The organism is Rhodococcus sp. JCM 9793 (assembly GCF_055380405.1).
Map to the genome: position 1 here is coordinate 5,178,291 of NZ_AP043721.1, position 12,200 is coordinate 5,190,490.

General features: G+C 64.5%; 12 protein-coding genes. All 12 read right to left on the reverse strand.

What is annotated here, in order from left to right; translation table 11 throughout:
- Window positions 1-16: 16 nt before the first annotated feature.
- The 12 genes from ACZ46K_RS25990 to ACZ46K_RS26045 are packed head-to-tail and all read right to left on the reverse strand — an operon-like array spanning window position 17 to window position 12,198.
- Window positions 17-178 (reverse strand): hypothetical protein, encoded by a 162-nt coding sequence (locus ACZ46K_RS25990; protein WP_464745558.1) that lies wholly within the window; start codon window positions 176-178, stop codon window positions 17-19.
- A gap of 41 nt (window positions 179-219) precedes the next feature.
- Entirely contained in the window at window positions 220-1,068 is an 849-nt protein-coding gene (locus ACZ46K_RS25995; protein ID WP_464745560.1) for a hypothetical protein, read from the reverse strand.
- Window positions 1,065-2,492 carry a KamA family radical SAM protein gene (locus tag ACZ46K_RS26000; RefSeq protein ID WP_054806044.1) on the reverse strand — a complete coding sequence of 476 codons (1,428 nt, stop codon included), beginning with the start codon at window positions 2,490-2,492 and terminating at the stop codon, window positions 1,065-1,067. The genes ACZ46K_RS25995 and ACZ46K_RS26000 overlap by 4 nt, the downstream gene beginning before the upstream one ends.
- The gene (locus ACZ46K_RS26005) at window positions 2,489-3,877 is read right to left on the reverse strand and encodes a flavin monoamine oxidase family protein (protein ID WP_464745562.1); all 1,389 of its coding nucleotides are present in this window, start codon (window positions 3,875-3,877) and stop codon (window positions 2,489-2,491) included. The genes ACZ46K_RS26000 and ACZ46K_RS26005 overlap by 4 nt, the downstream gene beginning before the upstream one ends.
- Window positions 3,874-4,095, reverse strand: coding sequence for an acyl carrier protein (locus tag ACZ46K_RS26010; protein ID WP_054806043.1), 222 nt, complete (start codon window positions 4,093-4,095; stop codon window positions 3,874-3,876). Before ACZ46K_RS26010 ends, ACZ46K_RS26005 begins: the two co-directional genes overlap by 4 nt.
- Complete coding sequence (locus ACZ46K_RS26015) at window positions 4,092-5,669, reverse strand: AMP-binding protein (protein WP_464745563.1); 1,578 nt, start codon at window positions 5,667-5,669, stop codon at window positions 4,092-4,094. Before ACZ46K_RS26015 ends, ACZ46K_RS26010 begins: the two co-directional genes overlap by 4 nt.
- Before the next feature lie 53 nt (window positions 5,670-5,722).
- Complete coding sequence (locus ACZ46K_RS26020) at window positions 5,723-7,858, reverse strand: hypothetical protein (protein WP_464745564.1); 2,136 nt, start codon at window positions 7,856-7,858, stop codon at window positions 5,723-5,725.
- Complete coding sequence (locus ACZ46K_RS26025; RefSeq protein ID WP_464745566.1) at window positions 7,849-9,249, reverse strand: polysaccharide biosynthesis protein; 1,401 nt, start codon at window positions 9,247-9,249, stop codon at window positions 7,849-7,851. The genes ACZ46K_RS26020 and ACZ46K_RS26025 overlap by 10 nt, the downstream gene beginning before the upstream one ends.
- Complete coding sequence (locus tag ACZ46K_RS26030; RefSeq protein WP_464745568.1) at window positions 9,242-10,051, reverse strand: polysaccharide deacetylase family protein; 810 nt, start codon at window positions 10,049-10,051, stop codon at window positions 9,242-9,244. Before ACZ46K_RS26030 ends, ACZ46K_RS26025 begins: the two co-directional genes overlap by 8 nt.
- Window positions 10,048-11,016: a glycosyltransferase family 2 protein gene (locus tag ACZ46K_RS26035; protein ID WP_464745570.1), complete on the reverse strand. Its 969-nt coding sequence runs from the start codon at window positions 11,014-11,016 to the stop codon at window positions 10,048-10,050. Before ACZ46K_RS26035 ends, ACZ46K_RS26030 begins: the two co-directional genes overlap by 4 nt.
- Window positions 11,013-11,429 carry a hypothetical protein gene (locus ACZ46K_RS26040; RefSeq protein WP_054810335.1) on the reverse strand — a complete coding sequence of 139 codons (417 nt, stop codon included), beginning with the start codon at window positions 11,427-11,429 and terminating at the stop codon, window positions 11,013-11,015. The genes ACZ46K_RS26035 and ACZ46K_RS26040 overlap by 4 nt, the downstream gene beginning before the upstream one ends.
- Window positions 11,419-12,198 (reverse strand): NAD-dependent epimerase/dehydratase family protein, encoded by a 780-nt coding sequence (locus ACZ46K_RS26045; protein ID WP_054810336.1) that lies wholly within the window; start codon window positions 12,196-12,198, stop codon window positions 11,419-11,421. The genes ACZ46K_RS26040 and ACZ46K_RS26045 overlap by 11 nt, the downstream gene beginning before the upstream one ends.
- Between the last annotated feature and the right edge of the window lie 2 nt (window positions 12,199-12,200).

The following is a 12,200-nucleotide window of genomic DNA, read 5'->3' on the forward strand; positions in this document are numbered from 1 at the left end:
CCCCGCGACCTCGATGTCAGGCATGCGTCGATCCGTGCTCGGACGGCGCGAATTCCCCTTGCGGAATGCGCGCTCGGAGACCGAGGAAGAGCACAACGTTCACCACCACGAGCAGGAGAAACACGGCCACGAACCCTACGACGAGTATCACCAGTGCGTTGATCACCATCTCTGTCATGCTGATCCGATTCCTTTCTCATCGTCGTATTCAGTGCCCGGCTACCACGGGACACACACGAGTTCGCTGTAGAGGTCGTCGATCTGCGCGGGCTCCAGGTCGGCACTGCGGTACATCTTGGGCCAACTGTCCAACTCGAACGACATCCGAGGCCGACGCTCGATCAGCCTCAGCTCGGCAAGCGTCGCCACAAGCCTGTGCCGCACCAGCAGGTGTCGCGTCAACGGCATCAGGGCACGTCGGAACAGGTCCGGATTACTCACATGCAGAACCACGGCGAACACAGGTATGCCCTTGTACCGACATTTCCGGTACATGACATAGCAGGACTCCTGCCCACGGACAACCACGAGATGACGCGCGGCAAGCGCGTGTGCGTGGTCACGGTAGAGGTCGAACTCGGCGCCGGTGAGCGTGCGCGCGATGACCTGTGGGTCGGAGCTGACCTTCGTCCGCGAAAACGGGGCCGGCCACGGGAGATTGGGAATGAGCGCCGCCGACGTATCGAGAAACCGGAACCTACGCCAGGCCAATATCTCCCGAGGACCGTCGTCGGGTGACAGCACGGTGAAGTGATACCCGTCCTGCGCCAGCAATGCATCGAGCAACGACATACTGCGCGACCGGTACTCGGACAGCACGCACCACGATCCCATGTTGCAGAAGCGCTCCACCCTCCCCGCGACCCGTCGCTGGGAGTAGAGAGCCAACAATGTGCCGACCACATTCGGACCGTCCCGCAGCATGAATCCGAAATTGGGGGCCTCCACCTTCCACGGCACTGTCGAGCATGCCGATTCCCACGGAACTCGGTCGTTGTGATTGACGCTCAGGAAGTCGGCCACTTCCGCGAGGTCGGCTTCGGTGATCGGCGTCAGCTCGACAGTCATGGTGCAGAGACCGTTCCGGAGATGTCGCATGGAACGGTGCACGCATTCCGCCACCACGTCTGTCCGGATACCGGGAGTGTGTCGATCGGATCGTAATACGGATAGACCCGGTTCAACGCGTCGACGTCCATGCCGTCGAGCCCGGTGCGATAGTTCTTGCTCCAGTGCGAGATCCCGCGGATCCGATCGTAGTAGACCACCTGGTGAACCCATCGCTTGCCGACGAAGGGAACGTCGCACACTATCCGTGGCGTCGCGAATCCCGGCAGGTATCCCATCATCTCCTGTTGCAGTTGCTGCGCCTCCCACAGCGCGACCCGCCAGTGCTCGGCGTGGGGGATCATGTCGCACATGTAGAAGTAGTACGGCAGGATGTTCGCTTCACCCTGCAAGGCGAAGCACAAGTCGAGCAGGTCGGTAGTCGTGGCATTCACCCCGCGCAGCAACACCCCCTGGTTTCGCACATCCCTCAGACCCGCGTCGAGCAGTGCCCTCGTCGCCTCCGCGACCAGCGGAGTCACCGACTGCACATGATTGATGTGGGTGTGCAATGCCAGATTGACCCCCCGATCCGCGGCGACGCGCGCCACCCGGGCGACTCCGTCGACCACCTTGTCCTGCAGCCAATGCTGCGGCAATCCTGCCAGAGCCTTCGACGCCAAACGGATATCGCGAACCGTGTCGATCTCGAGCAACTCCATGACGAAGGCTTCCAGCCGCGGCCAGGGAAGGTTCGCCACATCACCACCGGACACCACCACGTCCCGCACAGACGGTGTCGCACGCAGGTAATCGAGCATCCGCTCCTGCCGGTCGGCGGGGCGCAGATCCAGCTTCGTCTTGCCGATCGTCGGTGTGGAATTGCCGACGAGATCCATCCGTGTGCAATGGCCGCAGTATTGCGGACACGTCGACAACAGCTCGGCGAGAACCTTGGTCGGGTACCGATGGGTCAGGCCCTCCGTTGCCCACATATCGCTCTCGTGCAACGAATCTCGCTCGGCGTACGGATGAGAGGTCCATTCCGGGTCGCGATCGCTCAGCACAGGCAACATATAGCGACGAATCGGATCGGCATAGAAGGCCTCCGTGAATCCGCAGCGTGTCGTGCCCAGCGGCGTCATGGTGTTCAGCATCTGCGGCGGTAGCAGCATCGACATCGTCGCGCGCTCCTGCTGATCAGCAGCGAGGTCGGCATAGAACTGCTCGTCGAGCAGGTCACCCATCACCGCACGCAACTGCGCGATGTTCTTGACGGAGTGTGCACGCTGCCATTGCGCATCGCGCCACTCGGACTCGGTGACCGCCGCCCACCCCGGATATCGCCGCCAGTCCGGCTCGATCAATTGCTTGCGCACATACCTGTACGGCTGATCGGTGGCGTAGGCGAATCCGGTCTTCTCGGGTTCGATGTATGTGGTCATCGTGATACAACCTTCCGCGAATCAGTCTCCGAAATTCCGGTCGAGATCAATTCGGTGGCGACACGACGGCCGGACCGGATCGCCCCTTCCATGAGCCCGAAGAACTCCAGGCTCGTCTCGGTACCGGCCCAGTGCACTCGGCCATGCGGTTCGGTCAGGCTCGGTCCGAGCTGCAGCCAATCACCGGGACCGAACAGCGCGGCATAGCATCCCTTGCTGTACGGCTCGGACAGCCAATCGGTCACCGTGCACTGCGACGGCGCCGGCAGTTGCGGGAACAGCCGGCGGATGTGGGCCAGCGCCGCCTCCTTCTGCGTCGCCTTCGGCATTGCGGAGAAGGACGATGCCGCGGCGCCCGTGACGAATCCTGTCAGTACACCGACGGATTCGTCCGGAGGGGAATCGTCGACGGTGGACAACAACGGCCCCTCTGCACTCACGGACCACCCGGACAGACCACTCTCACGCCATATCGGCGCCGGGTAGCTCACGTGCACCTTCACTGCACACCCGCGGCCGGTGACCGCAGTCGCCCGCGGCTCCGGCAGACCGGGCCAGAACTCGATCTGCTGGGCCAGCAGCGGCGGGACGGCAACGACGACGCGGTCGGCCCGGTACGCGGTCGACACGCCCTCGTTGTCCGGACCACAGTCCACAACGACCTTGTCCCCGCCCTGGTCGATCGCCCGAACCGGACGACCCAACCGCACTCGGTCACCGAGTCGGTCGGCGAGAGCCTCGCACAGGAGGTGCGAACCTCCGTCGACCCGCCATTGCTGTGCTCCGCCCTCGAACGCGTTGAGATACCGGATCCCACCCCCGGACGACAAATAGAAAGCCATGTGCAGCAAGGAGATCGACGCGGGGTCCGCCGCCATCATCTCGCCGAGGAACAGCGGGAGAAACGTCTGCGCGTCCGGATGGTCGATCTCCTCGGCCGCCCAGTCTGCAACCGAGATCCGGTCGAGGCGTTCCGCGTCCGGGCTCAGCCAGGGAGCATCGGTACGCACGGATCGGACGACCTCGTCGAGCCGATCGAACAGATCACCGAGTGCCACAGCGCCCAGCGGAGGCACCCGACCCGCGGTGGTCGTCCGCTGCCCCGACATCAGGAAGGTGCTCTCCCCCGTCATCTCGGTGGAAGCCAGACCGAGTCCGTAGTCGCGCAACTGCGCGAGAAGCTCGGTGTGCCGCACACCCAGATAGGCGGCTCCGCCATCTGCTGAGACACTCGCGGACACCGGAATTCCGTGCATCCGGCCACCCACGCGATCGCGTGCCTCCAGGACGATGACGTCCGCGCCCGCCGCCGCCAGATCGACAGCGGCAGTCAGCCCGGCAAGCCCCGCACCGACCACGACGACCCGCATGCGGATCCCGTTCATGGTGCTACCGCCGTCACTTTGGCGAACAGCCCTTCGGCAGAGGGTGCATCGAGGAAGTCGTCGTACGGCAATTCGATTCCGAAGTCCCGAGCGATTGCACTGAGCACCCGGGTCGCCAGAAGCGAATCGCCGCCGAGTTCGAAGAAGTCGGATCGGGCATTCACGTCAGGGGTCTCGAGGACCCGGCGGAAGATCTGGACAATGTGGTCGGGACTCATCGCTCTACTCCTTTGATGTCATCGTTCAGTGCGGCACGCTGCGTGGCCGATCGATCGATTTTTCCGCTGGCTGTGTATTCCAGTCCGGCGACGAAATTCACTCGGGCAGGGACGAATTGGTTCGGCAGCCGCTCGCGCAGGAAACGCTTCAGCTCGACCGGTGTCGGAGTCGTTCCCCCTGCCGGAACCACATAGGCCGTCAGCGACATTCGTCCGAGCAGCAGTTCCCCGACCACCACTGCACCCGCGACTGCGGGATGGGTGTTCAACTGCGCCTCGACTTCCGCCGGATGCACACGCACGCCGAGCACTTTCAGTTGGTCATCGGCGCGCCCTCGTGAGAACACCAGCCCCGTGTCGCTGCGAGTGGCGAGATCTCCCGTGCGAAACCACCGGGCCGGTCCCGTTCCGTGATCGGCGATGGGAAATCCCGTCGCCGTGTGCTCCGGCATCCCCAGGTAGCCGGTGGCCAAGGCCGGCCCGGATACCACGAGTTCACCCTCTTCGGTGATGTGATCACGCACGTGGGGCAGCGGGCGCCCGAGTGGTGCGTCGATGTCGTGTGCCGCCACCTCCGATTCTGTGCCCGGCCCGCTCAGCCGCACGGCGTGGGTCACCATCGACGTCTCGGTGCAACCGTAGGTATTGAGCAACACGATGTTCCCGACGGGAAGCTCACGCCATTGCCGCAATCGGGTCGGATCGACCCGCTCACCGCCGATCACCACCAATCGGAGGTGGTCCGGCAGACCGATCTGCTCTTCGTGCAGGTAGAGCACGAGCTCGTGCCAGTACGCCGTCGGCAGATCGATCATGGTGATCTCCTGCTCGGCCAGCATGCGTACGAAGGGCCGGAACGATCCGATGTGGGCCGCGTCGTCGAACACCACTGTTGCCCCGGTGATCAACGCGGGCAACATCTCCTCCAGGCAGGTATCCCAGCCGAGAGAGGCGAATTGGAGTACACGATCGTCGGGTGTGAGTTCGAAGAGATCGCGCAAGGCGCGCACCGTCACGGCAAGCGCACGCCGCGAAATCACGACCGGCTTCGGGACCCCGGTGGAACCCGAGGTACACAGCACATACGCGGAATCGTCCGGGAGCCACGAACAGTACGGCAGGTCGCTGTCCAGGGCTACCGCGTTCCCGAGCATGTCGATCCGCAGGTTGTCCGAGTCGCGAGTGTCACGGTCGGTGTCGACCACGCGGTCCACTGCGAGGGCTTCGGCGAGAGAATGCTTGCGGCCGAAGGGAAGCGCCGAGTCGATCGGGCAGTAGGTGGCACCGGCCTGCAGGATCCCGAGCAGGTACTCCACCACGGTGGGAGCGTGCGACACGACCGCGCCGATTCGGTCGGATTCCCTGTTCGCGCCAGGTCCGTCCGTGTCCGGTCCCCTTGTGCGGAATCTCGATGCGGTGAGGCGGACCCGCTCGGCAAGGTCCCCGTAGGTGATGACGGACCCGTTGTGCACGAGGGCCGCATGTCCGGGCAGATCCTGTGCCGCGGCGACGAAGTCCGTCACCACATCGCCGGCGAGATGGACACCGGGTTCGGAAAGAGTGTTCTGAGACATGATTTCCTCGTTGTCGGTGAATTTCGGTTGCGGTGCGATTCGCTCCTTCCTCGTCATGACGTCAACATCACGAAACGCTCGAGTACCACGAGCACGAATCCGATGAGCAGTGGTATCGCGGCGAACGTGAGTGGGCGCAGACGTGTGTACTCGTCGGGTGCGAGGCGAAGTCGCCATGCCTCACGCACGCCCAGGGTGCCCACAAGCAGGACCAGGAAGGCCACACCGACACCGGTCCACGGAGTGAGCCACACCTGCACTCCGGTGGACATCAGCTCCTTGTGGTCGGCTTCGGCCTCCGGAGGCCAGTCGAACGAGTAGATGGTGGCGTCCTGGTTCTCGACGACCGCTCGGAGCCCGGGCGCGTCGGCCAGCGAGTCGCGGAACTCCTCGCCCCAACCCAGGGGGTATCCCTGACCGAGCTCGACGAACGCCTCCTGGCTTCGCGTGGTGATCAGGTAGGTGTCCGGGCCCTTTTCGCGGAGCGCCTGCAGCACCCCTGCCACATCGGTCGGATCGAGCGGTGCCATCGTGTTCGACCAGTGGACTCGTTCCACATCGCGGTAGCCGAGCGGCATGAATGGGGTCGAATTGAGTTCGGGTACTGCGGTGACGTAGAGGAACCGCACGTCATCGGTGGTCTGGTCGTAGACCGATCCCACCGCGCTCACCGCACCGCTGTCGATCCGCTCGAACGGCTCGTTGCCGTATCGGGTGATGAAGAAGGAGAAGAGCATGACCAGCCCGAGAACACCGGCGGCGCTGCGTGCAAGGAAGGACGGCCGCGATACCGGGCGAGGAAACAGGGCGAGGGCGACGAGCACCGAAGCAGGTGCAAGCGCGAACAGATAGACACGCAGCGCCATTTCACCGCCGTAACTCTGCATGAACGCCAAGCCGATCGGAGCGGCGATCAGGACGAGGAGCACACGGTCTTCGATTCCTCCCCGCCGCCGTCGGAGCAGGCCCACTCCGGCGATCACGAAAACCAGTACGGTCGTGAGCATCCGAGCGCGCACCACCCATTGGTGTTCCGGGTTTCCGAGGCCTGCCCGATCCGAGATGTTCGCAGATACCGTCGACCCGACATTGCCGACACCACTCATCACTTCACCGAAGTGACCTCCCCAGTACGCCTGGGTCATGTAGCTGACCCAGGCGACGACGATCACGACGAGCAACACCGGGAGTCCCCCGAGCACGCATCGCCGCGCGACGACCAGCCCGATGACGCTGATGATCATGGCGAAGGGGGTCAGCTGGTGGCAGACGGTGGCGGCAGCGAACAGACCCACCACGACGGCGAGGACCACAACCCGTTCCGACTGCGCGGACTTCCTGGGCGGTAACTCACCGCGCGATGCGTCGCCCCAGAGCCATCGCCACAGCCTGCTTCCAGGGCGCAACGGCCACGGGACATCTCCCGACGAGGAGTGAGGCGTACGGAACCAGATGACGAGAAAGCCGACGAAGAGCAGGTAGAGAAGCAGCGCGAAGCCTTGCGGGGAGAAGTAGTCCTGCCCGATCCAGTTGAGGAGGCAGAAGAACATGGCCGCCAGCCACTTCGCCTGCCAAGACATCCGGAGCGGGCTCATCAGTAGCGCGAGTGCGACGAGATACAGCAGGTTGGTGACCACCGAGGCCACGGACACGGCGGCGTGCAGAGCCGTCAGGTCTCCCGAACCACCCCAGAACGCGGCGAGCGCGAAGAAGCCCGGCCAGGACCAACGGGCGTCGAGGTCCGGTGCCATGGTTCCGGTTCGGGCGATGTATTCGACGAAGCCGATGTGAACCCAGCTGATCGGGAATCGTGGCTCCGACTCGAGCAGCAGGGTGATGCCGTGCAACATGAGCACGAGCAGGACCAGATGGATGCCGAGCAACCAGATATACGGCCGTGCCAGCGACAACGTCCCGATGAAGCCGAGGACGAGGAGACCCGGTCCGAGGAGGGTCGATACCGTCAGGACCGATATCAATCCGAGCCCGGTCATCGCTCCGAGATCGACGCTGCGCAACCCGACGAGGTACAACGCGACTGCCGCGACGGGCGCGAAGCAGAGGATCGCCACCGACAGCCGCTGCCGGCGGTCCCGCGGTGGCAGCGACGGCTGCGCTCCGGTCTCGTGGAACCGTGGAGCGACCTCGGCCGCCTCGGGCCGGCGTTTGTCCGCGTCGATCAGGGACATACGGTCTCCTCGTATGTCTCGATCTGCGGGGCGGGCTGTGGGCGCCACCGCAGGACCCTCCTGAGGTCCGGAAGCACCGTGAGCATCGCGACGAGTTGACCGAGCAGTACCGCCACTCCCACTGCGGTGAGTCTCGGATCGCCGAACTGCGCGAACACCTGGTGGTATTGCTGCAGTAGGACGACCAACCCCAGTACGGCTGTCGCCCGAAGTGATTGAACGACGATGATCCGTCTGCTTCGGGTCCGTGCCCGCAGCGTTCCGAGGTAGATGTCCACCACTGCGCTGGACAGGCTGGCGAGTGCCAGCAGTTGCAGCAATGGCACCGCGTCGAGGTATCCATCACCGAGCAGACCCATGGCGTACGGAGCCGCGAGGCCGACCACGACGAAGCCGACGACGAGCAGACCCAAGGTCCTGATGAGTGCGGCGCGGCAGTAGTCGGCCAATCGCGAAGGGGCGCACACTCCTTCCACTGCAAGAGACACCGCAGTGTTGACGGCCACGAGATTCATCATGTTGGCGATGGACCAGGCCAGGAAGAAGTACGCGTATGTATGCGGAGCCACCCGCAACGCCACCAGGACGGGAACGAGAAAAATCGTGCCGTACTGGAGGAGCGCACCGAAGTAGTCTGCGGCGAAGAACCGGCCGACCTGTGCGGCTCGCACCGCGACGTCGTGCGTCGACGTGCGTACATGTCGAGGTAGGAGCTTGCCGAAGATCAGCAGGTTCACCGGGAACACGACGATGAACATGGAGATGATCCAGGAGAAGAACACTCCCGTGCGGGGCATCGATTCGGCCAGCAGCACGAGCAGGCCGAGCTTGGCGACAGCGAAGGCCGCGTTCCACACGGGTACCCAGACGGCTACGCGCAGGCCGGTCAGGACGCTGTCCTGCACCGTGATCACACTCGCGACCACCGCTGCGGAGATGAACCACAGGCGCATGTTCGGCTCGCGCAGAATGTCGTATGCCGGACCGCCCAGGAGGTCGAGCGTGAAGAGAAGGGCTACCGCAAGAACGGCGACCACGCCGGAAGTCAGAAGGTAGACGAACGCGACGACGTGGACGGTGCGCTTTCCGGTCTTCGGTATGAAGCGGTTCAGCGTGCCCGCGAAGTTGGCCGACACCAGTCCGGTCAACAACATCAACGCCGAGATCGCGGCGGATCCGCGACCGACGTCCGAATCGTCGTAGTAGTGCGCGGCGAGGATCCAGTACCCCAGGCCGAGCGCGCCGGTGATTCCGGTGTTGAGGACGAGCGCATAGGTGTTCCGTAGAAAGAGCGAACCGTGAGCCCGACCGCTGACCGGCCGACCGGTCCCGCGACCATCGTCTGTGGGACCGTCGTCGGCGGTGTCGATCGCGAGCACGCTCTCAGCCATGTCGTGCGGCCCGTCTACCTGCACGCCGTGCGCCGCGCACGGTCGCGTATCCCGCAGTCAGTACGCGGTCCCGGAGGTAGAACTGCTTGTCGCCGCTCATGATCGATGCGAAGTCGTTGTCGTCGGTACTTCTGCGGATGGTCAGCCGCGGGATCATGAACGGGTCGCCGGATGCGGTCGCGCGAATGTTCCTCACGGATGCTGCGCACCGATAACCGGCTGCTCTGGCAGCGACCCGCACCCGCGGGGTCGAGTAGCCGAAAGGGTAGGCGAGGGAGCGGACCGGAGTACCGACGCAGTCCTCGAGGAGAATCCGACCGATGCGAAGTTCCTCGCACAGTGCGGCGTCCGCACACTGATCGAGTTGGGCGTGGCTGTGGCTGTGGGCCCCGATCTCGACTCCTGCGCCCGCGAGTTCTCTGACCTGCGCCCAGTTCAGCATCGGTCCCAGCGGATGTCCGGCGGCGTTGGAGCCGGCGTCGTCGATCCAGCCGCTCGTGACGAACACTGTCGCCGGAAACCCGTGGCGCCGAAGGATCGGCCAGGCGACGTGCGCGAAGTCCGCGTATCCGTCGTCGAATGTGAGCACCACCGTTTTCTCCGGCAGGGGTAAGCCCTTCGCGAACGCATCGGCGAGGTGGGAGAAGGTCATCCCGGTGTAGCCGTTCTGCGTAAGGAAGGTGACCTGCCGATCGAGCGAGGCGGGGCCGACGGAGAGACGACGTGTCGCGGCGGTGGGGTGTTCCGACACCGAGTGGTACATGAGTATCGGAATCGACTCGTTCATGCTGCCCTCGTTCATGATGCCTCCGTCATTGCAGGTCTCCGACGGAGCGGTACACCGCCGCGCGCATAACCTGCTGCGGCGGCGAGCAGGCCTACCGAGATGGCGTACGAACGCTCGATCCCGGCTCGTTCTCCGCGGAGCGCTTCACCTATCCCCCGCGCCACGCCCCGGGTGAGGGTGCGGGTGGTGTAGCTACGCTCGGCCGAGAGCCCATCTGTGACACCCACGCTTCGCGTCACAGCCGCCTTGGACAGTCCTTCGGCGAAACAGCGGGAGCGGAAGTAGGAGAAGGTCTCCCGCGCAGCCGGTACGCGATGCCAGATCACCGACTGCGGTTCGAAGACGAAGGTCCAGTCGGGGCGATGCTGACGGACCCGGATGCAGAACTCCGTCTCTTCGCAGCCCAGCGGACGACTCTGCTCCGAGGTGCGGCCGATGTGACTCGGGAATCCCCCCGCCACCGAGAAGACCTCACGGCGGAAGGACGCATTGCCACCCAGTAGGTTCCGGACCGTCCCCGGCTCCCGTCCGGTGAACGTGCAACCCAGAACCCAGTCGAACTCTTCCGGGAACCATCGGGGCCGCTCGGATTCCCAGGCCGGCAGGGTGGTGCCTCCGACGCCGACGATGTTCTCGTCGACGTAGGCATCACGGAAGTGCCTGAGCCACTCGGGATGAGCCACTGCGTCGTCGTCCAAGAAGGCCACCACATCACTGGTGGTGATGTCGACGCCGGTGTCCTTCCCGCCGGACAATCCGCGTTGCTTCCGGTTCTCCACGACGGTCACGTCGGGCAGGGCAGCGCGGAAGCGTTCGTACAGATCGGGATTGTGGTCGACGACGAGGACGATCTCGTGCGGCGGCGTCGTCTGATTCCGCACCGATTCGACGGCAGCGAGAGTGTCGCCCCAGCGCTCGAGTGTGTATGCGCAGATCACCACGTCCATGGTCATTGTGCGCGGGGGTATTGCGGCGGTCATGGAGCATCGTCCTTCGTATGTGGAAGCGAGTTGTGGTCGTTCGGCACCAGCCACAGCAGGGCCGCGGCAACGCCCACTGCGACCACGCCTGCGCGAGGCGACCATGCATCGGCCGTCAACATCGTCTGCGCGACCAGAACGTTGACGACGAGGGCGCCGGCGGCACTGACGATCAGAGCGAGTACGGCATTGACGCCAGGAAGCAGCCGGACGATCGCGATCAGCGGAGCCGCAACGACGAACGACACGACCCACAGTCGACCCGAAATTCCCCAAGGACCAGGAACATTCACGGCGATCGCCACTCCCCCGAGAGCGGTCACCGCTGCGGCGAGGAGGCGGTGTTCGAGTCGTGCACCTCCTCGCGGAGCCCTTGTTGCCGTCCGGAGGCGCGCGGCGGTGTCACGAAGCACGACGAACTCCCCCTCCCTCCGCGGACAGGTCGACCGCTGCGGTCCACCCGAGGTCCCGTCCCACATCCGCGGGAATCCCCCGGGTCCGACCGGTTCCGATGTAGTAGGTGCCTGTGATCGAGACGGGGGCGCGGCCGGCGCGGACGAAGGCCTCGACGGCATCGTCGATGCAGATACGGTCCCGGGTGAAATCCACTTGCACACCGTCTTCCTCGCGGGGGTCGTAGACGTCGGCGAGCGCCAGGCAGATCGGTGCCAGACCGTACATCTCCGCGTATGCACCGAGATAGAGTTCACCGGCGAGTTTCGCCGCCTCGTAGGGCGATCGCGGAGTGGCCCATGAGTCCTCCACCTCGGATACGAGTCTCGTGGTGCTGCACCGAGGACTGCTCGATGTCGCGTAGACGATTCTGCGTATGCCGGCCCGCCGACTTGCTTCGCAGAGATTGATGGTGCCGAGCACGTTGATGCGGGCATCGAGTTGCGGATCGGACGACGACACGGCGGGGTCCGTCTGCGCGGCGAGATGGAAGATGACTTCAGGATTGGTTCCGGCCACGACGTCGACCAGTTCGGGGCTCTGAATACCACGCTGCACCAAGCTGAATCGGCCCGTGCTCGGATCTCTTCGGAGCATGGCACGTTCGAGATTTGCGGTGGTGCCCGAACTGAGATCGTCGACTCCGACCACGTGATGCCCCTCGTCGAGGAGTCTATCGACCAGAGCGGACCCGATGAACCCTGCAGCGCCGGTGACCAGTGTCCGCACGG

Coding starts and splice junctions, on each gene's coding strand:
- ACZ46K_RS25990 (WP_464745558.1), bottom strand. CDS start 178: ATGACAGAGATGGTGATCAACGCACTGGTGATACTCGTCGTAGGGTTC.
- ACZ46K_RS25995 (WP_464745560.1), bottom strand. CDS start 1,068: ATGACTGTCGAGCTGACGCCGATCACCGAAGCCGACCTCGCGGAAGTG.
- ACZ46K_RS26000 (WP_054806044.1), bottom strand. CDS start 2,492: ATGACCACATACATCGAACCCGAGAAGACCGGATTCGCCTACGCCACC.
- ACZ46K_RS26005 (WP_464745562.1), bottom strand. CDS start 3,877: ATGAACGGGATCCGCATGCGGGTCGTCGTGGTCGGTGCGGGGCTTGCC.
- ACZ46K_RS26010 (WP_054806043.1), bottom strand. CDS start 4,095: ATGAGTCCCGACCACATTGTCCAGATCTTCCGCCGGGTCCTCGAGACC.
- ACZ46K_RS26015 (WP_464745563.1), bottom strand. CDS start 5,669: ATGTCTCAGAACACTCTTTCCGAACCCGGTGTCCATCTCGCCGGCGAT.
- ACZ46K_RS26020 (WP_464745564.1), bottom strand. CDS start 7,858: ATGTCCCTGATCGACGCGGACAAACGCCGGCCCGAGGCGGCCGAGGTC.
- ACZ46K_RS26025 (WP_464745566.1), bottom strand. CDS start 9,249: ATGGCTGAGAGCGTGCTCGCGATCGACACCGCCGACGACGGTCCCACA.
- ACZ46K_RS26030 (WP_464745568.1), bottom strand. CDS start 10,051: ATGAACGAGGGCAGCATGAACGAGTCGATTCCGATACTCATGTACCAC.
- ACZ46K_RS26035 (WP_464745570.1), bottom strand. CDS start 11,016: ATGACCGCCGCAATACCCCCGCGCACAATGACCATGGACGTGGTGATC.